The sequence below is a fragment of the Planctomyces sp. SH-PL14 genome (assembly GCF_001610835.1).
GTDB lineage: Bacteria > Planctomycetota > Planctomycetia > Planctomycetales > Planctomycetaceae > Planctomyces_A.
In genome coordinates, this window is sequence record NZ_CP011270.1 from 479,980 (window position 1) to 506,428 (window position 26,449).

Sequence of the window (26,449 nt, forward strand, 5' to 3'; positions counted from 1 at the left end):
GTCGCAGTGTCGACCTGCCCTCACCGCAGGTCAACCCTCAGAGCGGTGCCGCAGATGGGGGGCGTTCATTAAACACCAAGACACTAAGGAGGCACCAAGAGCACCAAGGGGGAACAGTTGAATGAGTTCCTTGGTGCTCTTGGTGAAGTCTTTGTGTCTTGGTGTTTAACTCTTCCTGATCCAACCGCGGCAAGACATCAGAAGGTGACTTCGACTTCACAGATCTCGTGCGGAGCGATGTGGACCACGACGGCGTCGCCGTCGACCTGCAGCGTCTGGACGGTGTGGCCGCGGAAGTCCCGCTGGCGAGCCGAGGTCGGCGCCCGGAAGAGGCGGAGTTTGAAGACCTTGCTTCGTCCCTCGGTCTCCAGCAGGCGGAGCGCGAAGCCGCTCCCCGTCGCGAGGGCCTCACCCCCTTCGCCGCGGATCGGATGGAGGCCGGTCAAGACGACGTTGCGGGTTCCAATATGGACGAGCCACCCGGTCTCGCCGACGGACGGCGGCCCCTTCTCAACCGGCAGGACGATCGGCGGCGTCATGGCGTCGAGCGCCGCCTGCATCGGGTACTGGTCGTCGATGGCGATGGAGAAGTGGAACGTCCGGGCCGTTTCGCCTTCGGTGACGAAGATCGTGTCGACCATCCGGTCGCCGGTCTGGCGATGGAACGTCAGGCCGCGTCCGAGGATCGTCGTTCGCCACGATTCATCCGCGATCTCGACATAGTGTGGGGACTCGATCCGCTCCTGCTCGCCGACCGGATGGGCTCCCATCTGGACCGCGCGGGTCAGGGCGGCGGTCGAATCCTTCCAGGCGAACCGTGCGCAGTAGTAGTTCGACCACGGGTCTCCTTCGGCCTTCTTCTGGACGTCGAGTTCGACCGTGACGTCGATCGTCGACCGTCCCCGCGCCAGGCGGACCTCCTGCCGATATCCCGCGAGCGTCTGGCCGGTCTGCTGATCGATGAGGACGCCCGTCGTCTCGATCGCTCCGACCGCGGGACCGGTCGCCAGGACGCGGCTGCCGGTCATCTGCATTTCGGAGTAGTAGGTCTTGTAGCTCTGGGCCTCGTCCCCTTCGCCGACGTTGATCGTCCGCTCGCGGGAGAAACGGAAGGCGAGTTGCTGGCTGACGCGGTTGGGGCTGCGGTGATAGGTCCGGACCTGGCTGATCCCGCCCGTCACGTCGCTGAGGACCACTTCGAACAGCTCGTTGCGAACGGTCAGCCCCTCGGCCAGCGGCGGCGGAGCTTTGCCTCCCTTGGCGGAGGGGCTCGGCTGTGAAGTTCCGGCCGGGGCGGCGGGGATCCAGATGAACCCGCAGGGGGGAATCTCGACAACTGCCGTCGAGCCCTTTCCTTCGGCCTGGGCGGCGAGGACGCGTGTTCCGTCGACCGCCGCCTCGCCTGAGTCAGTGGAAATGACCGCCTTCCGGGCGAAGGAAAGCGGATTGAAAGCGATCCACCCGGGCCGTCCGGATGTCGTCCCGTGCTGGAAGACCGCGGTCATCGCGGACTTCCCTTCGGAGAGGAGCGAGCCGGTTGCCTTCCGCGATGCGTCAACGACTTCCAGCGCCGCTTCCGGATCGGCGGCGGAGAAAGCCGCCTCGGTCGGAGCGACCAGCGCCGGCCAGTCCCGGCCCCAGAGCATCGCCGCCATGGTGCGGAGCCAGGCGGCCGACTGGAACGCCGTCTGCCGGTTCCACCACTCGACATAGCGCGTCCCGGGAGCGGCTTCCTGCTTCGCGACCGCCTGGACGAAGAACGGCGAGAGGTAGCCTTCGGCCTTGAACTCCGTCGGCCGGCCGGAGTGCTCGGTTCGGGTGAAGAACTCGCCGAACGTCGTGAACTTTCCGAGGATCGGGGCGTATCGCTCAGCCCGCCGCAGGTCTTCGAGCCACGGCGTCCGCAGCTCCGGCCAGCGGGCGATGCAGACGCCGGCAACGTGGTCGTGGTCCATCGATTCCGAGACGCGGACCGGCAGCCGGAGGTAGCTCGATGCGCTGTCGCCGGCGAGCGGGATCCGGCTGAAGGAATCGAGGGTCGAGTTGTCGCACCCTTCCCAGCGGAGCTTCGACTGCTCCTCGTCCGGGTAGATCCCGTCGTCCATCACAAAGTGGAGTCCCGATGTGAACCCGGAGCGTCCCAGGACCTGGGGCATCTGCCGGCTGACGCCGTACCGCCGGCGGCCCCAGACGACCGGGCTCGTCCCCAGCAGCCGCTCATAGACTTCCCGCCCCGCCGTGAGTTGCCGGACGGTGGTGTCGAGGTCGAGAAGCGGCGTGCAGAGATCGCGATGCTCCCCGCCGATCAGCTCAACACGTTTCGCCTGGATCCCCTCCTTGAGGAGCCGGATCGTCTCGGGATAGGTCGTTGCGATCTCCTCCAGATCGGCGCCGGTGACCATCAGGTTCAGCGGCGTCTCGGACCGCAGAAGCTGCTGGAGCTTTTCTCCTGCCAGCCGCGGGATCACGAGGCACAGGTCGAGCAGAAAACAGTCGACCGGGTAGTACCGCTCGCGGCACTCCAGGAGCATCTCGTAGCAGTGCCGCAGGTGCTTGCGGGCCCCTTCGCCATCCTGCGTGCAGGCCGCCTTGGCCGCCGCGACGATCTCCCGCTCGAGATGCGGTTCGTCGAGATGGCTGAAGTTCCGCATGTGGCGGGTCAGCAGCTCGGACTGGATGTAGAGATGACCGAACGCCAGGAAGTCCGCCGTCAGGTCGGGATCGACCGCCGGCTTCTGGTCGAGCGGCGCGAGGACCGCATCGATGAGGGCCTGCCGCTCCGTGATCCCGGTGACGACGTGCATCCCTTCCCGGCGGGCCCGTTCGATCCAGGATTCGGGAACCGATTCCGCGCACTTCGTGGGGATCATCACCAGCCGGTTCGGCTGGACGGGGATGTTCTCGTCGGCCCGTTGCCAGCGGGGAAGACGCTGGGCGTTGGCGATGAGCACGGGGTGCCACGCCACGATGAACGGATTGAGGAGCCCTTCGGCCTGCTTCTCCCCCAGCTCCGTCGGAAAATCCTCGAGGCTGTGACTCGGGATCAGAATCAGGAGGTCGTCGTAAGTCATGGGGAGGGACGCGGTGGCGAGAGAGTGCGGACTCCGGGACGTGCGGGCTCCGCAGCGTCGGGTAGACGCGGCCTGAGATCAAGCGGACGGTGCGTCGGAAGGGCTGCGGCCGCTCGACAGCGGGAAGAACTCGCGGTCCGCGGCGGGTCCCGTTCAGGCAGGCGTCAGCTCGTGGAAGGGGTTCTCGGCGAGGGTCAGCCCGCAGAGAAGGATCCCCAGCTCGTACAGGCCGATCAGCGGGAACATCATCAGCAGCATGCTGATCGGCTCGGCCGGGGTCAGGAACACCGAGAGGGTCGCGATGACGAAGATCGCGATCCGCCGCTTCTCGCGGTAGATCGAGACGTTGAAGATGTTGATCTTGTTCAGGAACACCATCACGAGCGGCAGTTCCCAGCTGATGCCGAACATCAGCGGAAGCATCACGGCGAAGGAGATGTACTCCGACAGCCGGTTCATCAGCTCCAGATCCATCGCCGTGTTGAAGCCGAGGAGGAACTTCAACACGAGCGGCATCACGAGGTAGAAGCAGAAGACCGCCCCCCCCAGGAACAGCAGCAGGCTCAGGGCTCCGTAGCGGTAAACGTACTTCTGCTCATGCGGGTACAGACCCGCCGCGACGAACTGCCAGAGCTGGAAGAAGATCCACGGAGAGGCGATGACCGTCCCGGCGACCATCGAGACCCGCATGTAGGTCAGGAACGCCTCCTGGGCGTTCGTCGTCACGATCTTCGGCTTGAGGACCCGCTCCTGGAGCTGTTTCAGCTCGGGCGAGTAAACCGCCATTGCCAGCGGCTTCTCCGGGAGGCCGTCGACAGACTCGGGAATCTGCGTCGGGGCTGCCTGATGAAGAGTCTGGACGAGATCCTTTGCGGCGATCTGGATCGTCAGCCACCCCAGCCGGGCGACGTCGATCTCTCCCGGTTCGAGGTGGGCATCCTCGTGCTTGGGGTTGCCGGTTTTCCCAGTGAGCTGCTGCTCCTCGATCATCTGGAAGATCGCCTGATCGATCGGCTGGCGGATCAGCATCACCAGGGACTCGCCCCAGTAGAATGCCAGGATCACCGCCACGCCCCAGCCGATCAGCGCGCGAATCACGTAGAACCGGAGAACTTCGAGGTGTTCTCCGAACGTCATCGTGGATTCGTCAAACAAATCCTTCGACGAAGGCTTGGCCATGGCTCAGACGCTCCCGGGAACGGAGTGGACGGAGTCGATCGCACGTGTGCGACCTGGTGCCCACTCAAAACGCCCCGCGGAGAACAGGGAGGAGAGCGGAATTTCTGCTGTCGACTCAAGTTTAGCACCGCCGGGAACCGGAGTGTAGCCAGGAAAATCGCCTTCAAACCGGGAAGCGGACCGCCGAAGATGAGGGAGTCACCACCTCGACAACCGGCAAAGTCCATGTCTCCATCGACCTACCAGGTCCGTCCCGCGGAGCCGGGAATCCTGACGGAAATCTTCCTCGCGAAGCGGGCGGAGTTTCAGAGCGGGCTCTACCAGACCCTCACAGCGGGGCTGCGGCGGGACCACCTCCGCAGCCACTTCCTCGAAGCCGATCCCCGGAAGCGGGACCGCATTCGAAAATTCCTCGACAGCGGCTGGACCGTCCGCAATCCCGGCTACACCGATGAGGAGATCCGCGAGTTCCCCCGACTCTTCTTCGGGTATTCCCTGTACGAGGTGGACGGCGTGTTCCTCAAGCGGCGGGCCGGACTGGCGACCGCGGACGACCGGGATGAGGAGTACCGGCTCGAAGAGGAGCGGGCCCAGGTCATCCGGATGATCTTTCGGTACGACTCCGCGCACCTGCCGACCAAGGTGATCGAGTTCTGCCGGGCAGCGTTACGGGATCCCCTGTCGGAGATCGGAACGCTCGGCGAAAACTACCCCGATCTGGGGTCGCGGATGGATCCTGAAGTGACCGCGGAGCTGGAACGGCTCGACCGCTGGATCCGGTATGCCGGGCTGTTCCTGTTCGGCTATTTGATCTTCGAGATCTGCGAGACGATCATCGGCTGCGAGACCGTGCGGTACGGCCAGCGGGACGTGATCGACCTGCGGCAGGACGAGGTCTGGGTGACGTCGCTCTGGAACCTGAACATGAACGTCGTGCGGTGGACCGACGCCGTGGACGGTCGGGACGCTCCGCCAACGGGATCCGCCGGGAAAGTCGAGTAGCTGCCAAGTGGAACTGCGAGCGTTTGCCGAACAGGTCGTTCTCTCTCCCGAGATCGCGGAGAAGCTGCGGCCGGCGGGGGACCTGACTGACGGCGATCCGGGAGCGGCGCTGCGTCCCGACCCGCCGGCCCGGCCAGCGAATCTCGAGTTCGCACCGCGCCGGACCGCGCCGCCGATGCCAGGACCGGAGGCGCTGCAGGATCCGCGGAAGCGGGGGATCGCGCATCACATCATGGCGAACCATGAGCTGCAGGCCCTGGAGGTGATGGGCTGGACGCTACTGGCGTTTCCGGAGGCTCCGGCGGAGTTCCGGCTGGGGATCGCACGGGTCATGGCGGACGAGCAGAAGCACACGCGGATGCACATTGAGCGGGCGCGGAAGCTGGGAGTCGAGTTCGGGTCGCTTCCGGTCAACTGCTACATCTGGCGGAAGGCGATGGCGCTGCAGTCGGTGCTGGAGTACGTTGCCTGTTTGCCGCTGGTCTTCGAGGGGGGAAACCTGGACCACTCTCTTGAGCTGGCCGAGGCGTTCGACGCCGCCGGGGATGCGCGGAGTGCGCAGCTCATGCGGATCATTCATCACGACGAGATCGAGCACGTCCGGTTTGGCCTGGAGTGGCTGCGTCGTTTGAAGCCGGCCGATGCCACGGACTGGGAGGCGTTCCAGCAGGCACTGCATTATCCGCTGCGGCCGTCGAAGTCCCGCGGACGGGTCTTTCAGCGTCAGGCGCGTCTGGACGCGGGGATGGATGCGGACTTCGTGGACCGCCTCGAAGCGTCAGCGGAGTGAATGGCGCCGCCAAGCTCAAACACATCCTCGCCGGCACGACTGTGGCACCTCAAACCCGTCGTGCCACGGCCGCTGGGGTCAAGGGGGCCACGCCCCCTTGCCGCCGGAGGCACTTCCATGAGGAACCGTGGCACACAACGGATGTCCCCTTTGTGGTACCGGCGATGAGGACTCACCGCTCGCCCTGGAATCCCCGGGGGTTGGTGAGGGGGCATACGAGACGGTGTCCGCGCTTGGACACGTGCTCCTTCAGACAGCCCGCGACTGCCAGGCCTCCGGCGGGCAAAGGGCATTCTGCCCCCTGCACCCCCTGACCAGGGTGCCCCTGGACCCGGTGAGGTGGCGCGCTGGACTTCAGGATGCCGACGAGAGAACCCGCACCGGAACGCCGCGCTCCGCCAGATACGCCTTCGTCTCCCCGATCGTGTACTCGCCGTAATGGAAGATGCTGGCCGCCAGCGCCGCACTCGCCTTTCCCTCCGTCACCGCCTCATACAAATGATGCGGCGAACCGGCACCACCACTGGCAACAACCGGAATCTCCACCGCTTCCGCCACCGCCCGGGTAATCTCCAGGTCGTAACCGTCCTTCGTCCCGTCAGCATCCATGCAGGTCAAAACGATCTCGCCCGCCCCCAGACGCTCCACCTCCTGAGCCCAAGAAACCGCCTCCAGCCCCGTCGGCTTCCGCCCGCCATTGATGTGGACGTCCCACACCTCCCGCCCGTCCCGCTGGATCCGCTTGGGATCAATGTTCACCACGATGCACTGGCTGCCAAACTTCAGCGCTGCCGCCCGCACAAACTCCGGATCCTTCACCGCGGCACTGTTGATCGAAACCTTGTCGCACCCGGCCTGCAGCAGACGCCGAATGTCCTCCAGCGTCCGGATCCCGCCGCCAACGGTCAGCGGCATGAAGACGACCTCGCTCGTCCGACGGACAACGTCGAGAATGATGTCCCGCTCTTCGTGACTGGCGGTGATGTCGAGGAAGACCAGCTCGTCCGCCCCCTCGGCTTCATACCGGGACGCGATGTCGACCGGATCCCCCGCGTCACGGAGGTTGAGGAAGTTGACCCCCTTGACCACCCGCCCCGCATGAACGTCGAGGCAGGGAATAATTCTCTTCGACAGCATGGTGGCAACGTACCGGATTGACTGCTGACCAGAACCGTCAGCGGAATACGCCTTGGACATCCGAGGCCGGCAGCGGTTCGCTTTGCCCCGCTAGCCGTCAACGGGCTAGTTATCCCCGAACAGCGCGTCGACGAACATGTCCGGCACGAAGACATCGAGGTCGTCGATCTTCTCGCCGAGACCGACGTACTTGACCGGAATCCCCATCTGCTGCCGGATCGAGATCACGACGCCCCCCTTGGCGGTCCCGTCCAGCTTGGCCAGGATGATCCCGGTGCAACCGGCCGCCTCGGAGAACTTAGTCGCCTGGCTCAGGCCGTTCTGACCGGTCGTCGCGTCGAGAACCAGAAGGCTCTCATGCGGAGCGCCGGGAAGCCGCTTGCCGATGACGCGGTGAATCTTCCCCAGTTCCTGCATCAGGTTCGAGTGCGTCTGGAGCCGGCCGGCGGTGTCGATGATCACGACATCCGCCCCCGAGTTCGCGCCGCGGTCGCACCCTTCAAAGGCAACCGCCGCCGGATCGGTCCCGGCGGGCTTCGTGACGATCTCGCACCCCAGCCGCTGGGACCACATCGTGAGCTGCTCCACCGCCGCCGCCCGGAAGGTGTCGCCTGCAGCCAGGACAACTTTCTTGCCCGCCTTCTGGAGCTTGGCGGCGAGCTTGGCGATCGAGGTCGTCTTTCCGACACCGTTGACGCCGCAAACCAGGATGACCGTCGGCTTGGACGGAGCGAGCTTGAGTGGCGAGAGCGGATCGCTCTCCTTCCAGGCGATGTCGCCGCCCCCCTTGAGGATCTCCTTCAGCTTGGCGCGGACAACGTTCCAGATCTCGTTGGGCTGGACCGTCCGGCCGCCGAACTGGTTCTTGAGCTCGGCGACGATCTGCCCGGCGGCCGTGACCCCCATGTCGGTGTGGATCAGCCCCCGGTTGAACTCCTCCAGCTTCTCGTCGTCGAGAATGACCCCGGTCTTGAAGAGGTCGCGGACGTCGGTCCGCAGGACGTCCTTCGTCTTGACGAGGGCGGACTTGAGTTTGTCGAACAGGCCCATGGGGTCGGGACTCGATAAGGCGAATCGGGCGAGGCAGGCAGGAGCCGGAAATAGTACTCAAATTGAACGCGGTCGGAACCTTACGCGCGGGCGGCGCGACGTAAAACCGAAATCCGGAACGGGAAAATCGCGTTCGCATCGAAGGCGCCCATTGTCCGGAGCGGTGCTGACGACCGGATTCGTCGGCGACGGAGCCGCAGAGGAGTGGGACCGGGTGCCATAGACGAACACAGATAGACACAGATCAGGACCGGCCGGGGCTGTGAAGTCCGCGTTCTCGGCCTTTATCTGTGTTGATCTGTGTTCATCTGTGGCCCCATTCTCTGCCTGCTCCGGCGCTTCCCGGCTTCAAGGCCGATCCCGAATCCCCGGAATTTCGCTGTTTCCCTGAATTCCTCCTTTCGAAGGCGCCCCGCCGCGCGTAGACTTCGCGTCCCAATGTGATTGGAGAGGCTTCCGATCCGGACAGACCCCGCGTCGCTCCTTAAATAAGGCGACGCACGCTTCGCGAAAGGCCGTGTTTCCCTCGGGAAACCCAGCCGCCGCAGGCGACAAGCGAGCAGAAGGCTCGCAGCAGGGCTGATTCCGGGTCTGTTTGCGGTGGTTCGGTCATTCCGCTTGTGCAGCCTGCTCCATAGGACTCCCTGCCTGGTTGACCCGTTGCGCCGCTCGGTTTGTTCCGGCTAATCGCCGTTCCGAGCGCCCTTCCTCCCCGCCGACGCAGTTTTCAAGCCTCCCTTTTGGATTGGTTCTGTCTGAATGTCTGAAGTGACTCTGCCGAAGTCCGAGGTCGCGTTTGCGGACCTGGGCCTCAACCCGCTCCTGCTCCGCGCTGTCGAAGCGTATCCCTTTGCCACGCCGATCCAGGCCGAAGCGATCCCGCCGATCCTGGAAGGCCGGGACATCGTCGGCCAGGCTCAGACCGGCACCGGGAAGACAGCGGCCTTTGCCATCCCGATGCTCCAGCGGATCGACCTCAACCGGGCGACGCCGCAGGTCCTTGTTCTGGCGCCGACCCGCGAGCTGGCAATCCAAGTCGCGGAATCGTTTGAAAAGTACGGGGCTCACCTCCCCGGCCTCCGCGTGACGTCGATCTACGGCGGCCAGGACTATCAGGTCCAGTTCCGCCAGCTCGACCGCGGCGTCCACGTCGTCGTCGGAACGCCGGGCCGCGTCATGGACCACCTCCGCCGTGGTTCGCTCCGGCTCGACGGCATGCACGCCTTCGTCCTCGACGAGGCGGACGAGATGCTCAAGATGGGCTTCGCCGAAGACGTCGAGTGGATCCTCACGCAGGCTCCGCAGGAGCGGCAGATCGCGCTGTTCTCGGCCACGATGCCCCCCGCGATCCGCCGGATTGCCGAGCAGCACCTCCGCTCTCCTGCCGAGATCACGATCCGGCAGGTCTCCGCCACGGCCGATACGGTCCGCCAGCGGTTCATCGTCGCCCCGCCGCGAGTCAAGTTCGACGTCCTGGCCCGGGTCCTCGAAGCGGAAGAGACCGACGGCGTCATCATCTTCGTCCGGACGCGGAGCACGACGGAGCCGCTGGCCGACTTCCTGAATGGGATCGGCTACCGGACCGGCGCGCTGAGCAGCGATGTGGCCCAGAAGCAGCGCGAGAAAATCGTCGACGCGCTCCGCTCGGGGAAGCTCGACATCGTGATCGCGACCGACGTCGCCGCCCGCGGTCTCGACGTGCAGCGGATCAGCCACGTCATCAACTACGACCTCCCCCGCGACAGCGAGAGCTACGTTCACCGCATCGGCCGGACGGGCCGCGCCGGCCGGACCGGGAACGCGATCCTGTTCCTGCATCCGAAGGAGCGACCCCTGCTGCGGCGGCTGGAGAACGCCACGCGGCGTGAGATCGAGCCGATGGAGGTCCCGACGAAGCGGGAGATCAACCGCCGCCGCGTTTCGAAGTTCCATGAGCGGATTACCGCCGCGCTGGCTCATCCCGAACTCGGGACGATCCAGTCGCTGATCGAGCAGTACCGCCGCGAGCATCCCGAGACGACCGTTGAGCAGATCGCGGCCGCTCTCGGAGCGATTTCGACCGGGGAAGGGCCGCTGCTTCTGACCGAGGAGTTGCCGCCGATCGGCGGGTTCGCCGAACGCCGGGATGCCCGGTTCGATGACCAGGGTCCGCGCCGCTTTGAGCGGGGCGACCGTGGGGATCGGATGGAACGCGGAGGCGAGCGGTTTGGCGATCGCCGCAATGACGAGCGGTTTGCCCGCGAGCGTCCGCCGCGTCGGAACGATGAGATGGAGACGTTCCGCGTGGAAGTCGGCCGGCAGCACGATGTGAAGCCGGGCAACCTGGTGGGTGCGATTGCTAACGAGACCGGGCTGCAGAGCTCGCTGATCGGCCGGATTGAGATCTTCGATGATTTCAGCACCGTCGACCTGCTGGCGGGGATGCCGGACGATATTTTCGACTCGTTGAAGCGGGTGTGGGTGGCCGGACGGCAGCTCAACATTTCCCGTGTCGGTTCGGAGCAGCGGCGTCCGCGGCGGGAGTTTTCGCCCGAAGGTGCCGGCCCGCGTGGTCGGGCCCGGCGTCCTGCCCGTCGAGATGGTTTCGCGCCCGAGGCTGCTTCGCGGTAACTCGAACCGCGCGCCCGCCGGCACAGCTCCGATAGCTCAAACCCATTGTTCCACGGCCGCTGGGGTCAAGGGGGCCACGCCCCCTTGCCGCCGGAGGCATTCCTATGAGGAACCGTGGGGAACAACGGGTTTGCGTTTTGTGGTGCCGGCGTCGCGGACTCACCGCTCGCTTTGGAATCCCCGCAGGTCGGTGAGAGGGCATACCACACCGTGTCCGCGCCTGGATATGCACTCCTTCCGACAGTGGCCGATGAGAGGGCCTCCGGCGGGCAAGGGGCATTCTGCCCCCTGCACCCCCTGACCAGGGTGCCCCTGGACCCGGTGAAGTTGAATCTGATTCACGACCGAGCAGTTTTGCGCCCGATCGGATATCGTCAGCCTCCCGCCGGACTCCTTTGACCTGCGCACTGTGCTGGTGACGACATCCCCATGACTCCGGCGTCCTCCACCGCTTCCTCCCGGGCCCTCTGGAAGCGGCGACTCTTCCAACTCGTCCGCTGGGGCGTCACGCTCGGCGTCGGAGGTTGGCTTCTCCAAAAGATCGACCTCGCCTCCCTCGGCAACGCGCTCGCCCGAACCCAGCTCCTCTGGACGGCCGCAGCAGTCGCCTCCATCGCCCTCGGCCACCTCCTCTACTCCGAAGCAGCCGGCCTCCTCCTCCGGACAACGGGCGCCAATGTCCCCCGACCGCGCCTGATCGCCAATCACTTCCTCGGCCTGTTTTTCTCCCTCTTCCTCCCCTCCGGCGTCGGCGGCGACGTCGTCCGCGTTATCGACCTGGGAAAGTCGTCGGCCGACGTCTCCATCCCCGCAGCCGGCTCGATGATCCTGATCCAGCGGATCCTGGCCCTCATCGCCGCCCTGGAACTGATCGTCATCGCGATGCCGCTCGCCGCGCCCCCGGTCGCGATGTCGGCCGCCTGGATCTGTGGAGGCATCCTGGCGGCGTTCCTCCTTGGAGCGCTTGCCCTCGCGATCGGCCCCCGAAACCGCAGCGGCGAACCGATTCCCGGAACACAGAAGCCCCTCGGACGGGCCCTCGGATACACACGCAACCTGCTGCAGTCGCCGGACGGTCGAAGGTCACTCCTCCTGGCGTCAGTCCTGGTCCTGCTCTCGCAGTCGCTCCTTGTCATCGGCCCCTACTTCGTCGGACGCAGCCTGGGACTGGCGACCGCCCCGCTCCATTACTTCTACATCGCGCCGCTGGCGGCCATCGCCGTCACCGCGCCGGTCTCGATCAACGGCATCGGCATCCGCGAGGCCATCTACATTCACTACCTCGGCCTCGTCGGCGTCTCCAACGCGGACGCCGCGGCGGTCGGGATCGAGCTGTTCCTCCTCAACACGCTGTTCGCGGCCCTCGGCGGACTGGCGTGGCTCTTCCCCGCGGCGGGGCCAACCGCTGACGCGGTCTCGCCGACAACCGGGCCGGCTGTCGCTCCGGTCGTGTCGGACGAACTGGTCGGGGTCAAGTAACGGCGATCGTTCCGGAAAGGTGGTTCCCCTCGTGATCCAGCTACGCGAGCTCTGCCGAACCTTCCCGAGCGAGTCGGGCGAGGTCGTCGCCGTCGACCGGGTTTCGCTGGCGGTCGCGCCGGGCGAAGTCTACGGCCTGCTCGGTGCCAACGGGGCCGGAAAGACCACCACGCTGCGGATGATCCTCGGCCTCCTCGCCCCGACGAGCGGCGACGTCGAAATTCTCGGGTTCCGCGTCTCCGACCGGCCGCTGGAAGTGAAGCGGCGGATCGGCCTCGTCTCGGCGAGCGCGGGACTCTACCAGTGGCTCACGCCGCTCGAGATCCTCCAGTACTTCGCCTCGGCGTTTGCCATCCCGGACGATATCGCGGCGCACCGCATCGATGACCTGACCCGGCTGATGGACCTCTCCCGCTTCCTTCATCGCCGGACGGCGACCCTCAGCACCGGACAGAAGCAGCGGGTCAACCTGGCGCGGGCCCTCGTCCACGATCCCCCGGTCGTCCTGCTCGACGAGCCGACCCGCGGACTCGACGTCGTCGGCTCGCAGGTCGTGTTCGACTTCGTCGACCAGCTCCGCGCCCGCGGCAAGGCGGTAATCGTCTCGACGCACCAGCTCGACGAGGCGGAACGGCTGTGCGACCGCTTCGGCCTCCTGCACCGCGGACAACTGCGGCATGAAGGAACGCTCGAGCAGCTTCGCGATCAGACCGACAAGAACTCACTGGTGGAAATGTTCCTGGACCTGATGGCTTCGGACCGCAAGGTCGAGGTGGTGGCGTGACCGACTCCCGGCCGAGCTCGACCAATCCTCCACCGGCGTCCCTGAGCGCTCCGCGACAGGAAGCGGTCTTCATCCGCAAGGAGCTCCGCGAGACGCTCCGCGACCGACGGACGCTCGTGACGCTGCTGGCGATGCCGCTGCTGCTCTATCCGCTCCTGGGGATGGTCTTCCGGTTCCTGGCGATCCAGCAGGCGGGCCCCGAGAAGGTGCTCCACCGGATCGCCGTGTCGACGGACCAGGAGGCGACCTGGCTGGCCAACGCCCTCAAGGAGGGGGACCGGGCCTACAACCAGATGCGGCTGGCCGCGGGCGAAAGCACGAAGCCACCTGGCGAGGCGCCGAAGCCGGGCACCGAAGTCGAGCTGCGACTCTTCGTGCCACAGAACGACGGCGGGGTCGACCTCCGGAGCCTGATCGCGGGAGGCGGAGCGGACGTCGGAGTCCGCGCGAAACTTCCGGAGCCCGGAGACACGAAGCTGTTTCAACAGGCAGATCTGCAGCTGATCCGGGCCGAAGGCTCCGTCACCAGCCGCAACGCGACGCTCTATGTCCAGGAGCGGCTGCGGGCCCTTAACATCGCCGTCGCCCAGCACTGGGCCGAACAGGCGGAACGGGATTTTCAGCTGCCGATCCGCGAGCGGGTCGACATGGTCGCTCCCAAGGGGCAGGGCAACGTCATTCTGGGGGTTCTGCCTCTTGTCCTGCTGCTCATGACGGTGACGGGAGGGGTCTATCCCGCCATCGACCTCACGGCCGGGGAGCGCGAACGCGACACGCTCGAAACACTGATGTCCCTGCCGGTCTCGCGGGCGCGGCTCCTGTTTGCGAAGTACGTCGCCGTCGTCACCGTGACCTTGCTCACGGGGCTGGTCAACCTGATCGTCATGGCCCTGACGGTCTATTCGCTCCAGCTCGACCGGACGCTGTTCGGCGACGCGGGGCTCACGCTGGGACTGGCCGTTCGGCTGCTCGCGGTACTGCTGGTCTTCTCACTCTTCTACTCGGCCGTGCTCCTGCTCCTGACCAGTTCCGCCCGGAGCTTCAAGGAGGCCCAGGCCTACCTGATTCCCCTGATGCTCCTCTCGATCACGCCCGGCCTCGTCACGCTGATGCCGGGCTGGCGGCTCTCGACGATGACGATGGCCCTGCCGCTGATGAACATGCTCCTCCTGGCAAAGGAGCTCCTGGAGGGGACGGCGACGCTCTTTCCGGCCCTCGTGGCGGTCGTGACCACCTTGGTCTACGCCGGCGCCTCGCTGCTCATCGCCGCGCGGATCTTCGGAACGGACGCCGTCATGACCGGGAGCCGCGGCGCCTGGACCGACCTGTTCGACCGGCCCAAGACATTCACCCCCCGGCCGACGATGGGACAGGTCTTCACGACGCTCGCCCTCACTTACCCGGCTTACTTCTTCGTCTCTGGGATCCTGGGCCGTTTTGGCGACATGCCGATCGCCGTGCGTCTCGCGGTCTCGGGCCTGTTCACGATCCTGCTCTTCGCCGGCCTCCCGGTGGTGGCCCTCCTCTGGCAACGGGTCGCGCTCCCGTCCGGCCTGCGTTTGCACGACGCCCCGCCGCTCGTCTGGCCGGCGGCGGTCGTCCTCGGCCTGTCGACGTGGCCCTGGGTCTATGAGATTGTCCTCCTCATGCAGTCCGCCGGACTGCAGGCCCTGGGGGCGGACAAGATTGCGCAGGTCGAAACGTTGCTTGCCCAGTGGCGGTCCGTCCCGGTGGCGGTCACGGTCATTGCCCTGGGAGTGATCCCCGGCATCTGCGAAGAGCTGTTTTTCCGCGGGTTCTTCCTGGCGGGGCTGCGGCCGCGGCTCGGCGTGTGGCCCGCCATCCTGGTGGCGGCGGTGACGTTCGGCCTGTTCCACGTCGTCCTGGCCGGCGGGGCGGCGCCGGAGCGGCTGGTCCCGAGCACGTTGATGGGGGTTCTTCTCGGCTGGGTCGCCTGCCGGACCGGAAGCGTCCTGCCATCGATGCTGCTGCACGTCATCCACAACTCGACGCTGCTGACGATGGCCTCGTTCCGCGATGAGCTGCTAAAGCTCAACATCGGGACGGTCGATCAGACGCATCTCCCGGCGGCGTGGCTGGGGCTTTCCGCCGGGGGGCTTCTCCTCGGCGTCCTCACGGTTTCGTGGGCGACGCGGCCTAGCCCCAAGCCAGCGGAACTCGCGACGGTCCCCCTGTAGAGTCCGTCCCCGGCGGTTTTCCGCTCCGGGCCGTCGTTTTTCCATTGGCAAACCCGAGCGCATCGGGTCGACTGATGAAGGGACCGGCTCCGGTCCTCTTCCTATTCCCGATCCCATCGACTTCCGGCCCGCGCTCTCCTGGAATCCCTTCATGCCGACCGTTTTCCCCCGCAATGTCCTGGGCGGCCCGCTCCAGACGTGCTCCCGCAAGCCCCTCACGGGCTTCCTTCGCGACGGCTGCTGCAGTTCGGCCCCCGGCGATCGCGGGCTGCATCTGGTCTGCGTCGAGGTGACCGCGGAATTCCTGGAGTTCTCCGTCGAGCAGGGGAACGACCTCGTGACGCCGGTCCCGGAGTATGCTTTTCCCGGACTGACGCCGGGCGACCGGTGGTGTCTGTGTGTCGAGCGGTGGAAGGAAGCGTGGGAGGCGGGTGTGGCCCCCAAGGTCGATCTGGACGCGACGCACATCTCGACGCTCGAGTTTGTCGACCTTGAGGTCCTCAAAAGCTTTGACGTCGAGGCGACCTAGTTGCCGGCAGCCGCCTCCGCATTTCTCCGGAGGGGGAGCGGGCCGGCCGGGCCATCGCAAAAAATTCCCATCAAGATTCTGCGATTTGCCGATGCCAAGTTCGTTGTCACATGGCTAAGATGCGGTCGCTCCTCATTCACTGGGAATGCTGGGCGTATTGGCCGTCTCGCTGATGCAGCGGCCTCAGAGTGTTTCGTCCAGCGTCCGTTCCTTCGGATCCGGCCCCGCGCGACGACAACCTAAGGAACGTATTGAATGGGTACGAAACTGTACGTGGGAAATCTTTCCTACAACACCACCAGCCAGTCGCTGCAGCAGGTGTTCGGCGAGCACGGCGAAGTCCGTTCGGCCGAAGTGGTCATGGATCGTGAAACGGGCCGTTCGAAGGGCTTCGGCTTTGTCGAAATGGGCACGGATCAGGACGCTCAGGCCGCGATCTCCGCTCTGAACGGCGCTGAAGTCGATGGCCGGTCGCTGACCGTCAACGAAGCTCGTCCGCGTGAAAGCCGCGGCGGCGGCGGCGGTGGATACGGCGGCGGCGGAGGCGGCGGCCGTGGTGGATACGGCGGCGGCGGAGGCGGCGGCCGTGGTGGATACGGCGGCGGCGGTGGAGGCCGCGGCGGCCGTTACTAAGCTGCTTGCGAGTCCGATTCGCCAGGAATCGAATAATCAGCGCGGCCGAGGGACGAAAGTTCCTCGGCCGCGTTTTCGTTTTCGGCCAGCGCCCATTCACCGGGGTCCAGGGGCACCCTGGTGGGGAGTGCAGAGGGGCAACGCCCCTTTGCCCGCCGGAGGCCGTCTCGCCGGAAACCATCTGAAGGAGCACGTGTCCAAGCGCGGACAACGTGCCGTATGGCCCTCACCAACCCGCGGGGATTGCAAAGCGAGCGGTGCGATGTGAAGGAGTCCTCAACGCTGGTACCACAAAGGGGACATCCGTTGTGTACCACGGTTCCTCACAGGAAGTGCCTCCGGCGGCAAGGGGGCGTGGCCCCCTTGACCCCAGGCGGCCGTCGCACGTTGGGCTTGAGGCAGCAGTGTCGTGCCGGCAAGGCCGCGCTTTCGCCCTTCAATAATCGAGACTGGCGCCCCCTTCGACTTCAATCCCCTGCCCCGTCACGAAACTCGAATCCTCCGTCGCCAGAAACAAACACACCCGCCCGATCTCCTCCGGCGACGCCATCCGCCCAAAGACCTGCATCTGCGAGACCCGCTCCAGAGCCGACTCGGGATCATCCAGCGTCGCCGCCCACTCCCGCATCAGCGGCGTATCGACGTTGCTCGGCAGCACCGCATTCACCCGGATCCCGTCCCGCCCCAACTCAAGCGCGAGCGCCTTCGTCAGACTCAGCTGCGCCCCCTTGGAGGCGGAGTAAGCAGCCGACTTCTCCTGCCCAAGCACCGCCGTCATCGACGACATGTTGACGATCGTCCCCTTCGTCTTCCGCAGATGCGGCGCGGCAAACTTCGCCCCCGCGAACGAACTCAGGAAGTTGATCCGCATCAGCCGCTCCACCGACTCCAGGCTCGTCTCGTCGATCGACATCGCCGGCGGATGAATCCCCGCGTTGTTGATCAGACAGTCGAGCCGCCCGAAGTCCCGCACGACCGCCTCGATCGCCCCGGCGAGCGCCCCCCCGTCCGACACGTCGCACCCGTAACACCGGACCCGCCCCGGAGACAACGCGGACAGTTCGTCCGCCAGCCGCCCTCCGGCCCCCTCGTCGAGATCGAGGATCGCCACGGAACCTCCCTCGGCCGCGAAGACCCGCACGCATCCCGCGCCGATCCCCTTGCTTCCCCCGGTGACGATGACGACGCGATTCTGGAACCGCATATGACGGTTGCTCCGACTGTACCGTGCTTGATGAACAGGGCCGTCCGATGCGGGCTTGATGCAATTTGACCACATCGGAAGCGCGACCTAGTTTTTCGATGTCGGCTTGCGCAATCAATCCCGGTCCGCTTCCGCCTCTCGTCGGTGACGCACGTGTCCAGCTCCAAGCTCTCTCCGTCGGAATTCCTGAAGCAGCTCAAGGCCGGCCAGGAAACGCTCGCGACCGCAGCCCCTCCCGCCGCCGGCACCGCGCCGCCCCCTGCTGTTCCCCCAGCCCCGCGGGGGACCGACACCGAGGAAACCCGCCCCGAGACGCTCGACGCTTTCGTCGGCGCTCCGCCGCCGGCCGAATCCGAATACCTCCCCTCCGGCCGCTGCGGCGTCGTCAAGAACCGCACCGCCCCCTCGGCCGACATCGTCCGCGGCAACAAACAGCTCGAAGACCTCTTCAACCGCGTCAACCTCCTCCTGGGCGACAACGGCGACATCGGCGACGCCTACAAGCCCCGCGTCCCCGAGAGCGTCGCCGAGACCGGCCTCACGGAAGAGGAGATCGAGCGGCTGATCCTCAAGTACCTGCTCCAGCGGGGAGCCGCCTCGGGCCGCGAGATCAGCGCCCACGTCAAGCTCCCCTACGCCATCCTGGAGCCGCTCCTCAAGCAGTGGAAGAAGGACCAGCTCGTCGCCTTCAAGGCGGCGGCCGAGATGGGCGACTACGTGTTCCTCATCACCGACATCGGCCGCGAACGGGCCCGCCGGTACGTCGACGAGTGTTCGTACGTCGGCGCGGCCCCCGTGTGCCTGGCCGACTACCTCCGGGCGATGGAAGTCCAGAGCATCGCCGGCCAGCAGGCGACCGAAGAGGACGTCCGCAAGGCGTTCCACGACCTGCTCGTCGCCGACGAGATGCTCGAAAAGCTGGGCCCCGCCATCAACTCCGGCCGCGGCATGTTCCTCTTCGGCGAGGCGGGGAACGGCAAGACCAGCATCGCCGAGCGGATTACGCGGTGCTTCGGGGACAACATCTGGATCCCGCGGACGCTCGGGATCGACGGCGAAATCATCCGCCTCTACGACCCCGGCCTCCACGAGGACGCGCCGCTCCAGGAAGGGGACGGCCTCTTCGACCTCTCCGGCGTCGACCAGCGGTGGGTCCGCATCACCCGCCCGACCGTCGTCGCGGGGGGCGAACTGACGATGGCGGAGCTCGAAGTCACGCAGAACCCGCAGACCCACATCTGCGAAGCCCCGCTCCAGCTCAAGAGCAACTGCGGGACGCTCGTCATCGACGACTTCGGCCGCCAGTCGATGCCGGTCGACGTTCTCCTCAACCGCTGGATCGTCCCGCTCGAAAAGCGGTATGACTACCTGAACCTGCCCAGCGGCAAGAAGATCCAGGTCCCCTTCGACCAGCTCATCATCTTCTCGACGAACCTCGAGCCCAAGAACCTCGTCGACGGGGCGTTCCTCCGCCGGATCCCGTACAAGATTCAGGTCCCCGACCCCTCCCGCGAACACTTCACGAAGCTGTTCGACATCATGGCCCCGAAGCTCGGCCTGATCCTGGAGCCCGGCGTCGTCGAGTACCTGATCGAGACGCACTACATCTCCAAGCGCCCCTTCCGGAACTGCCAGCCCCGCGACCTCCTGCTCCAGGTCCGGAACTACTGCGCGTTCAAGAAGCTCCCCAAGCGGGTCACCGCCCCGTCGTTCGACTTCGCCGTCGCGAACTACTTCTCGATGATGTAGCCCGGCGGGAGCCGCGAAGGATCCTTCGACAAAAACAAAGCCGGCCGCGGATTGATCCGCGGCCGGCTTCGTTTACGGAATGAGAGTCTGACTATTTCGGCTCGTCCGCCGCAGTGGCCGGCTTCTCGTCAGCCTTCGGCTCCGGCTCCGGCTCCGGCTTCGTTTCGGCAGCGGGCTTCTCAGCGTCCGCCGCCGGCTTGTCTCCCTTGTCCGCGTCGCCTGCCGGCGGGGCCGGTTCGGCCGGCTTCCCGGCTTCAGGCTTGGCTTCCCCCTTCTCCGGGGCCTTCTCGGGCGCCTTCGCCTCAGCCGCCGGCTTGCCGTCGGCCGGGGCGTCGCCCTCCTCCTTCGCGGGTGCCATCGGCTTGATGCCGCCGGGAAGCGGAAGGCCGTCGAGCCCCGGGATGCTGGGGATCATCGGGGCGCCGCCGGCGGCGCCGGTCTGGGGCGCATCCTTGGGCTCGATCAGGTCGGCTCGGCGGGACCGAAGACCTTCGTAGACATCTTCCGCCACGACGTAGTACCAGTCCGCGAACCGGCCGTTGAGCTGGGCCGCCCGCTTCTTGCCGTCGGCGATCTTCTTCTCATAGCCCTTCTTCTGGGTCTCGTAGACCTCGTTGTTGAGCTCGTACTCCTTGAGGGCGACTTCGTACTTCTTCTGCGCCTCGTCCGCGGCAGCGTCCGGCTTCTTGGCGTCGGGCGCGTCGGTCTTGGGGGCGTCGTCCTTCTTCTCTTCGTCCTTCTTTTCCGTGTCGGCCTTGTCGGCCTCCTTCGCGGCATCGGCTGCGGCGGCGTCCTTGGCCGCCTCGGGCTTCGCCGGCGGTTCCGGCTTGACCGGCGGCTTCGGCTTGTCGCCGAGGAGCTTCTCGTCGAAACGGACCTGGATGAAGACGTAACGGCTCTTCGTCAGCTTGGAATCGTCATCCTTCTTTTCTTCGCCATCCTGATCCGCTTTCTTCTTGTCAGCGGGTTCCTTGTCGTCCCCCTCCGCCTTGGGGGCGTCGGTGGCCTTCTCGCCGTCCTTCTTCTCTTCCCCCTTGGCGGCGTCCGTCTTGGGAGCCTCGTCGGCCGGCTTCTTGGCGTCGCCGCCCGACTGGCCGACTTCGATCTCGACGTCGGTTCCCGAGAAGACGCTGCCGAACGACAGGTCGTAGGAAATCCCCTCAAAGGTTCCGACGGTGATGCTTCCCGAGACCGGGATGATCCCCTTCTGGAGAACGAAGCCCTTCGACTGCATGTCGAGCTGGACTTCGAACATCTGCGTCTGCGTCGCCTTGGGCTTCTCGCCGCGGAGCAGCGACGCGACGAGTTCCGGCTTACGTCGGACGCCGACGATCTTCAGGTCGTCGAGCGACTGGAGCATCTCGTTGACGACGCTCGCCTTGACCTTGTCCTTCGACTCGTCCAGTCCCGCCATGGTCCAGTCGGCGCCGGCGTCCTTGCGGCTGAGGTCGGAGACATCGGGCTCGGTCTGCTCGCCGGTCGTCAGGTCGATCTTGTAGCGGTTGACGCTGATCTCCTCGACCTGCGACCGCTCGATCTGGAGCAGGTCCGGCTCGATCCACTCGGCGAACTTCGTCGAGATGTTGAACTTGCCGAGGTTCGCCCGGTAGTAGCGGGGCTCGTCCGCCTTGCGGATGTAGTACACGTCCTGGCCGACGTTCTCGACCTTCTTGCCGACGATGTAGTCGACGAGCACCTCGTCGCCGTTCTTGATTGTGATCCGCGTCCCGCGGCCGTCGGCCCCCGACACCGTCTCCGAGAGCGGGTCGAGGAGGTTATAGCGGCGGTGATCGTCGGCCGATTCGCCGACCTGGGCCTCGCGGCGGACGCCGACGACCGAGGCGGCCGTCTCGCGGAGGCGGTCCTTCCCGTCGGCCGGGTAGTTGTTGTGCGAGGGGATCCGCCACTTGCCGTCCTTGAACTCGACCTTGAAGTCGTTCACGCGGGCGGTGTTGGCGTCATAGGCGGCGACCTGCAGCGACGTCGCCGCGTTCGGATCGCTGAACGCGGGGAAGAACTCCTCCCCTTCGTCGCTGATCTTCTTGGTCAGGTCGACCTGGAACGAACGGTGCGTCGCAAACGCCGCAATCGTCGAAAAGCAGGCGACGGCGACGAACAGGAGAGTCTTAATGGCAGGCTTCATGAGAAGGCCTCGAACGGACGGAGCGGTGAGCCTCGAGCAGTCAGCGAGTTGGTGCTGCGTGCGTGGGGCGGGCTCCTGGAAGTCGGTGAATGGGAACCAGTCAGGGCCGCCGCTTCTGCTGAGAGCGGCGGCCGAAACGCCTTGTTACCGCTGAACGAGTCGATCGGAAGAAATCCCCCGGTTCTCGTCGAGGAGGCGGACCACCAGGACGAAGAGTCCCAGGAGCAGGGCCGGCAGTGGCGGGAGCAGGATCGCCCACAACTGGATCTGGCTCTGGATTCGCTGGACGTTCTCGTTGGCGTCGACCTGGGCGGTGCGGATTTCCGCGCTCTTGACCCGTTCGATCTCGGACTTCTCGAGGTCGAGGCGCCTCTGTTCGGCCGCCTGGCGGGTCATCTTGCGGATCTCCTTCTCGTCCGCCGAGAGCGACGCGTCCTTCTCGATCGACTCGACCGCCTTGTCGAGGCGGGACTGAGCCCCTTCGAGCTTCTCTTTCGCTTCCTTGTCCGCTTCCTTCATCCGCTCGCGGACTTCGGCGTCGAACTTCTCCCGCCGGCTTTCGACGAGAGTCAGCACCCGCTGCTCGGGGCGGCGGCTGCGGAGCGGGGTGTAGTCCTTGACCCCCGCCAGGTCGTCGATGCAGTTCATCACGAAGACGACGTTGTCGAGCAGGAGGTCGGTCTCCTCTTCGATGAACCCGAACAGGCCGTCGTTCAGCATGTCGGCGTCGGCGATGAAGATCGCGTTCACCGGCGGATCGCCGTCCTTCGACTTGATCCGGGCTCCGACGACATGCCGCTCCCCGTCCGGGTTATAGCGGAGGTCGTTGTTGAGGGTCTCGCGGCCCAGGAAGTCGGTCTTGAAGATGTCGCCGTAGGCAACGTAACCGGACGTCTTGCGGCGGGTCTCGAGGAGCGGCGTGAATTCAAACTTGGAGCCGTTCTTCTTCTCGACTTCTCCAGCGAAGACCGCGACGACTTCCTGGAGCCCCTTTGTGACCGGGTCGGCCGCGTTGATCGGCGGGTCCTGCTTCCCGGTCCCCTTGGCCGTCATGAACAGGAACGGCTTGGGCATCTCCGGGAACCGCGGATGCGGGTTGTATTCGTCGAACAGGACATCCGTGATCTGCCACTCGATGCCGAGGGCGTCGAGGAGCGAGGTCGCCTTGCCGCCGAACGCCTTGGGAGCCCCCGGAGGAGCCTGGAACCCCATCATGCCGCCGCCGGGCGAAGGTTTGGGCCGCGTCGGCGCGAGCTGCGGACCGACCCAGATCGGGGCCGGGTCGTCGAAGATCAGGGCGGGACCACCCGCCTGGATGTAGTCGACGAGGTTCTTCATCTCCGGCTCGGTCAGCGACGACGGCATGATCGCGAGCAGGACATTGAATGCGTCCTTCTTGATCGGCTCGTTCGGGCTGACCTTGACGATCTCATACTGCTTCTTGAGCTCCTGGACGAGCTTCCACTCCGGATCGGGGGTGAACGTCTGCATGTTCATCCCGCCGCCGGCCACCTTGGCATCGGTCTCCAGGACGCCGATCTTCATCCGCTCCTGCTTCGAGACCGTGCCGACCGCGCGGGTCATCTCGTACTCGATCGGCGTCCCGCGGGCGAAGTAGGGAATGACGACCTGGTCATACCCGCTCGTGGCGACGAGCCCGAGGAACACGTCTTCCTGCGAGATCCGTCCGCCCGCCTGCGACACGACGCGGCGCGAGGTAATTCCCCACTTGGCGGCCTGTTCCGCTTCCTTCGAGAGCGGATCGACATCGACCACGCGGGCGCTCAGCCGCTTGCCGCCGGCCCGGCCGAACTGCCGCATCAGCCCGAGCAGCTTCTTCCGAACGGGGACGTAGGACTCGGGAACGGTCTTGCTGACGTAGGCGGTCAGCGTGATCGGCTTCTCAGCCGGAACCGCCTTCAGGACTTTCTCCGTCGCGTTGGAGAGCGAATAGAGACGTTCGCCGGTCAGATCGATATCGAACCCGAACTGCCCGGTCACCAGGGCGATCGCGTAGGTCGCGGTCACGGCGGTGACGGTGAGGCTCAGGGCCCGCAGAAGGTACTGCAGCCCCTGCTGCTTGCTCTCGGGGGAGCCGGCCCAGTGCCGGCGGGCGACCATCACGGCGTTGAGATACAGAAAGACCACTACGATCCCGACGAAGTACGCCACGCCGCCGATCGGAATGAGCCCCAGGGTGAAGTCGCCGAGGCGGCCCGGAATGCTGACCGGCTCACGGATGTTGAGCCACGCGAGCAGGCCGATCAGGCCGGGAATCCGGTCGAGGAAGACCGGGACGGCGCACATCGCCGCCCCCAGGACGAAGGCGACCGTGGCACTGCTTGTGAGAGTCGAGGAGAACATCCCGATCGACAGGAGCGCGGCCCCTGTCAGCCAGTAGCCGAAGAAGGTCGAGACGAGCATCCCCCAGTCCGGGGAGCCCAGGATCTCCAGCACGATGACGTGAGTCAGCGAGAAGCCCAGGGTCAGCGTGTACACCGCCAGGACGGCGAAGTACTTGCCGAGGATCACCTCCCAGTCGGTCGCTGGGAGCGTGAAGAGCAACTCGTCCGTCCCCTGCTTCCGCTCGTCCGCCCACACGCTCATCGTAATGGCGGGGATGATGAACAGGAGCAGATAGGGGAAATACGCGCTGAGCTGGTCGAGATCGCACTGGTTGTTCGTGAAGAACTGGTCGTTGTACGCGACGAACGACCCGGCGATCACGAACACGATCATGAACAGGTAGCCCAGCATTCCGGAGAAATAGCTGGACACGTTCCGCTTGAAGATGGCGAGCGTGACGTGGGAACGAAGCATGGCGATTGGAAAATCGGAAGAGGGGGAGGACGGAGAACTCAGCGTGGTGGCCGCGGCCGGTCAGACCCGGCCCCCCGTGAGCTTGCGGAAGCGGACGTCGAGGTCGTGTTCCGACCCCTCCATGTCCGCCACGGAACCGTCCAGGATGATTCGGCCCTGGTTGATCAGGAGGACGCGGCTGCAGACCGCCTTGACCTCGGACAGGATGTGCGTCGAAAGCAGAATCGTCTTCGTCTGCCCGAGGCTGCGGATCAGGTCGCGGACTTCGTGAGTCTGGTTCGGATCGAGACCGCTCGTCGGCTCATCGAGAATCAGGACTTCGGGATCATGGAGCAGCGCCTGGGCCATCCCGACCCGCTGCCGGTACCCGCGGGAGAGTTTCCGGATCGGCTTGCCCCAGACGTCCTTGAGCGAGCACTTCTCCGCCACGAACTCCATCCGCCGCACGAGCGTGGCGGAATCGAGGCCGCGGACCCCGCCGACGTACCGTAGGAGCGACTGCGGAGTCATTTCCGGGTAGAGCGGGCCGTTTTCCGGGAGGTAGCCGAGGATCCGGGCGGCGTCGAGACGGTCGGTCGAGACGTCAAAGCCTCCGATCCGCCCCTTCCCTTCGCTGGGAGCGAGGAACCCGGTCAGGAGCTTCATCGTCGTCGACTTGCCGGCGCCGTTGGGCCCCAGGAAGGCCGCCACCTGCCCCCGCGGAACGGAGAACGTGACGTTCCGCGTCGCCGCGAACGGCCCGTAGAACTTGCTGAGGCCATCCGCCTCAATCATCCCCCCACCGGTGGCGGATTGAATCATTCGCCTTGTCTCCCACGCTGTTGGCCACTGCCGATGGCGAGGGAGACCGCACCAAAATGGCACATGCTCCGAGCCGCCGGCAGACGTCATCCGATGCCGCCTCTGGGACTAAGCGCCAGCCCGACCGCAATTTGCGACCAGCGACCGGATGCCGCGCCGTCCGGAGGCATCATAGGGAATGCATGCGTCATGCCAATGGTTCCGGCCTCCCCCGCGGGAGATGTCCGGAAGACGCGGCGTCCCTACAACGCGGTGTTGCCGCGGACTGGCCCGCTCACAGCGTTTTTGGACATCTCGGACGATCTTCCAGAAAGCCGGCCGCTCAACAAAAACAGCCCCGACGCAGGTCGGGGCCGTCAGTGGACTTCATCGTCGATGCAATGACTACTTGGGACGGCGCGGTGGGGCTTCCACATCGCCCTGGCCAATCCGGTCCCAGGCGTCGCGCGTCGCCCGCTGGGCCCGTTCCCAGTCGAGGCTCGAATGGTCGCGGCGGGTGTCCCAGTTCTGCTGAAGATCGCTCTCGATCTCCTCCCAGGACCTGTCGGGATACTGCACTCGCGACTCCCACCCGTAGCGATAGGCGGGCGCGTACTCGTCGTAGGCGACTTCGTCGTCGTAGTAGGGACGGTCGCGGTACGCCTGCTCCCAGTAGGCCGCTTCGACGGTCGGGTCGACCTCCTCGGCGATCTGCTTCCCCGCGAGGCCCCCGGCGATGCCGCCGATCGCCGCCCCGACGGCGGCTCCCACCGGGCCGGCGACCGCACCGGCCACCGCTCCCGTTGCAGCCCCGCCCACAGCCGCTCCGACTCCCGCTCCCACAGGATGGGCTCCCGGGGCACCAGTGATCGGGTCTTCATTCCGCGCGGCGGCTTCGGCCTTCGTGGATTTCTTGGGTCGTGCCATTGTTCTCTCCTTGGCAAAGGGAGACTCGGCGCGAGTCTCCGTTGGAACAGGGAGACGCAAACGGAATGCCCGCGATCGGCGGGTCGGCTCTTGTCCGTAAACGCTTGAAAGAAATGTGTTTAGAACACTAGCAGGAGGAGCAGAGGATTCATCTCACCGTGATTTGAGCGGTGATCAAGCAGACCTGTGACTTCCGGTCATTCCCGCGTCCTCGCCGGCACGGTTATGCTCGCTCAAACCCAACGTGCCATGGCAGGCTGGGGTCAAGGAGGCCTAGAAACAACACGGCCCCCCTTGCCGCCGGAGGCATTTTCGATGGGGAACCGCGGTCAGCAACGGATGTCCCCTTTGTGGGACCGGCGCT

The 26,449-nt window shown here is 65.8% G+C and carries 18 protein-coding genes; 9 read left to right on the forward strand and 9 right to left on the reverse strand.

Going from position 1 to position 26,449, the window contains the following annotated elements:
- Positions 1–197: 197 nt before the first annotated feature.
- On the reverse strand, positions 198–3,071 hold the full coding sequence (locus tag VT03_RS02065; protein WP_075091446.1) for a hypothetical protein: 2,874 nt from the start codon (positions 3,069–3,071) through the stop codon (positions 198–200).
- 153 nt (positions 3,072–3,224) lie between these two features.
- Entirely contained in the window at positions 3,225–4,208 is a 984-nt protein-coding gene (gene tatC / locus VT03_RS02070) for a twin-arginine translocase subunit TatC (protein WP_231870579.1), read from the reverse strand.
- 267 nt (positions 4,209–4,475) lie between these two features.
- On the opposite strand from tatC, the gene VT03_RS02075 reads away from it, so the two are divergent.
- Entirely contained in the window at positions 4,476–5,252 is a 777-nt protein-coding gene (locus tag VT03_RS02075) for a hypothetical protein (RefSeq protein ID WP_075091448.1), read from the forward strand.
- Positions 5,253–5,259: 7 nt separating this feature from the next.
- Positions 5,260–6,042 carry a ferritin-like domain-containing protein gene (locus VT03_RS02080; RefSeq protein ID WP_075091449.1) on the forward strand — a complete coding sequence of 261 codons (783 nt, stop codon included), beginning with the start codon at positions 5,260–5,262 and terminating at the stop codon, positions 6,040–6,042.
- A 354-nt stretch (positions 6,043–6,396) separates the two neighbouring features.
- On the opposite strand, the gene hisF is transcribed toward VT03_RS02080, so the two are convergent.
- Positions 6,397–7,179, reverse strand: coding sequence for an imidazole glycerol phosphate synthase subunit HisF (hisF, locus tag VT03_RS02085; protein ID WP_075096886.1), 783 nt, complete (start codon positions 7,177–7,179; stop codon positions 6,397–6,399).
- A gap of 105 nt (positions 7,180–7,284) precedes the next feature.
- On the reverse strand, positions 7,285–8,229 hold the full coding sequence (gene ftsY / locus VT03_RS02090) for a signal recognition particle-docking protein FtsY (RefSeq protein ID WP_075091450.1): 945 nt from the start codon (positions 8,227–8,229) through the stop codon (positions 7,285–7,287).
- A gap of 759 nt (positions 8,230–8,988) precedes the next feature.
- Here ftsY and VT03_RS02095 point away from each other — a divergent pair.
- From VT03_RS02095 to VT03_RS02120, 6 genes are all read left to right on the forward strand, one after another.
- Positions 8,989–10,839 (forward strand): DEAD/DEAH box helicase, encoded by a 1,851-nt coding sequence (locus VT03_RS02095; RefSeq protein WP_075091451.1) that lies wholly within the window; start codon positions 8,989–8,991, stop codon positions 10,837–10,839.
- A gap of 429 nt (positions 10,840–11,268) precedes the next feature.
- On the forward strand, positions 11,269–12,318 hold the full coding sequence (locus tag VT03_RS02100) for a lysylphosphatidylglycerol synthase transmembrane domain-containing protein (RefSeq protein ID WP_075091452.1): 1,050 nt from the start codon (positions 11,269–11,271) through the stop codon (positions 12,316–12,318).
- Between the two features lie 31 nt (positions 12,319–12,349).
- The gene (locus VT03_RS02105) at positions 12,350–13,102 is read left to right on the forward strand and encodes an ABC transporter ATP-binding protein (RefSeq protein WP_075096887.1); all 753 of its coding nucleotides are present in this window, start codon (positions 12,350–12,352) and stop codon (positions 13,100–13,102) included.
- Entirely contained in the window at positions 13,099–15,300 is a 2,202-nt protein-coding gene (locus VT03_RS02110) for an ABC transporter permease subunit/CPBP intramembrane protease (RefSeq protein WP_075091453.1), read from the forward strand. Before VT03_RS02105 ends, VT03_RS02110 begins: the two co-directional genes overlap by 4 nt.
- A gap of 151 nt (positions 15,301–15,451) precedes the next feature.
- Positions 15,452–15,829 (forward strand): DUF2237 family protein, encoded by a 378-nt coding sequence (locus VT03_RS02115; protein ID WP_075091454.1) that lies wholly within the window; start codon positions 15,452–15,454, stop codon positions 15,827–15,829.
- A 255-nt stretch (positions 15,830–16,084) separates the two neighbouring features.
- Complete coding sequence (locus VT03_RS02120; protein WP_075091455.1) at positions 16,085–16,462, forward strand: RNA recognition motif domain-containing protein; 378 nt, start codon at positions 16,085–16,087, stop codon at positions 16,460–16,462.
- Positions 16,463–16,898: 436 nt separating this feature from the next.
- Here the strand turns inward: VT03_RS02120 and VT03_RS02125 are convergent, their stop codons facing one another.
- Positions 16,899–17,666 (reverse strand): SDR family NAD(P)-dependent oxidoreductase, encoded by a 768-nt coding sequence (locus VT03_RS02125; RefSeq protein ID WP_075091456.1) that lies wholly within the window; start codon positions 17,664–17,666, stop codon positions 16,899–16,901.
- Positions 17,667–17,819: 153 nt separating this feature from the next.
- Between VT03_RS02125 and VT03_RS02130 the strand changes: the two genes are divergently transcribed.
- On the forward strand, positions 17,820–19,415 hold the full coding sequence (locus tag VT03_RS02130) for an AAA family ATPase (RefSeq protein WP_231870580.1): 1,596 nt from the start codon (positions 17,820–17,822) through the stop codon (positions 19,413–19,415).
- A 91-nt stretch (positions 19,416–19,506) separates the two neighbouring features.
- Here the strand turns inward: VT03_RS02130 and VT03_RS02135 are convergent, their stop codons facing one another.
- The 4 genes from VT03_RS02135 to VT03_RS02150 form a co-directional block, all read right to left on the reverse strand.
- Positions 19,507–21,558, reverse strand: a complete 2,052-nt coding sequence (locus VT03_RS02135) for a DUF4340 domain-containing protein (protein ID WP_075091458.1) — start codon at positions 21,556–21,558, stop codon at positions 19,507–19,509.
- 144 nt (positions 21,559–21,702) lie between these two features.
- Positions 21,703–24,378, reverse strand: a complete 2,676-nt coding sequence (locus VT03_RS02140; protein WP_075091459.1) for a Gldg family protein — start codon at positions 24,376–24,378, stop codon at positions 21,703–21,705.
- 60 nt (positions 24,379–24,438) lie between these two features.
- On the reverse strand, positions 24,439–25,179 hold the full coding sequence (locus tag VT03_RS02145) for an ABC transporter ATP-binding protein (protein ID WP_075091460.1): 741 nt from the start codon (positions 25,177–25,179) through the stop codon (positions 24,439–24,441).
- A gap of 384 nt (positions 25,180–25,563) precedes the next feature.
- Complete coding sequence (locus tag VT03_RS02150) at positions 25,564–26,085, reverse strand: hypothetical protein (protein ID WP_075091461.1); 522 nt, start codon at positions 26,083–26,085, stop codon at positions 25,564–25,566.
- Positions 26,086–26,449: the final 364 nt, after the last annotated feature.

Coding starts and splice junctions, on each gene's coding strand:
- VT03_RS02065 (WP_075091446.1), bottom strand. CDS start 3,071: ATGACTTACGACGACCTCCTGATTCTGATCCCGAGTCACAGCCTCGAG.
- tatC (WP_231870579.1), bottom strand. CDS start 4,208: ATGACGTTCGGAGAACACCTCGAAGTTCTCCGGTTCTACGTGATTCGC.
- VT03_RS02075 (WP_075091448.1), top strand. CDS start 4,476: ATGTCTCCATCGACCTACCAGGTCCGTCCCGCGGAGCCGGGAATCCTG.
- hisF (WP_075096886.1), bottom strand. CDS start 7,179: ATGCTGTCGAAGAGAATTATTCCCTGCCTCGACGTTCATGCGGGGCGG.
- ftsY (WP_075091450.1), bottom strand. CDS start 8,229: ATGGGCCTGTTCGACAAACTCAAGTCCGCCCTCGTCAAGACGAAGGAC.
- VT03_RS02095 (WP_075091451.1), top strand. CDS start 8,989: ATGTCTGAAGTGACTCTGCCGAAGTCCGAGGTCGCGTTTGCGGACCTG.
- VT03_RS02100 (WP_075091452.1), top strand. CDS start 11,269: ATGACTCCGGCGTCCTCCACCGCTTCCTCCCGGGCCCTCTGGAAGCGG.
- VT03_RS02115 (WP_075091454.1), top strand. CDS start 15,452: ATGCCGACCGTTTTCCCCCGCAATGTCCTGGGCGGCCCGCTCCAGACG.
- VT03_RS02120 (WP_075091455.1), top strand. CDS start 16,085: ATGGGTACGAAACTGTACGTGGGAAATCTTTCCTACAACACCACCAGC.
- VT03_RS02125 (WP_075091456.1), bottom strand. CDS start 17,666: ATGCGGTTCCAGAATCGCGTCGTCATCGTCACCGGGGGAAGCAAGGGG.
- VT03_RS02135 (WP_075091458.1), bottom strand. CDS start 21,558: ATGAAGCCTGCCATTAAGACTCTCCTGTTCGTCGCCGTCGCCTGCTTT.
- VT03_RS02140 (WP_075091459.1), bottom strand. CDS start 24,378: ATGCTTCGTTCCCACGTCACGCTCGCCATCTTCAAGCGGAACGTGTCC.
- VT03_RS02145 (WP_075091460.1), bottom strand. CDS start 25,179: ATGATTCAATCCGCCACCGGTGGGGGGATGATTGAGGCGGATGGCCTC.
- VT03_RS02150 (WP_075091461.1), bottom strand. CDS start 26,085: ATGGCACGACCCAAGAAATCCACGAAGGCCGAAGCCGCCGCGCGGAAT.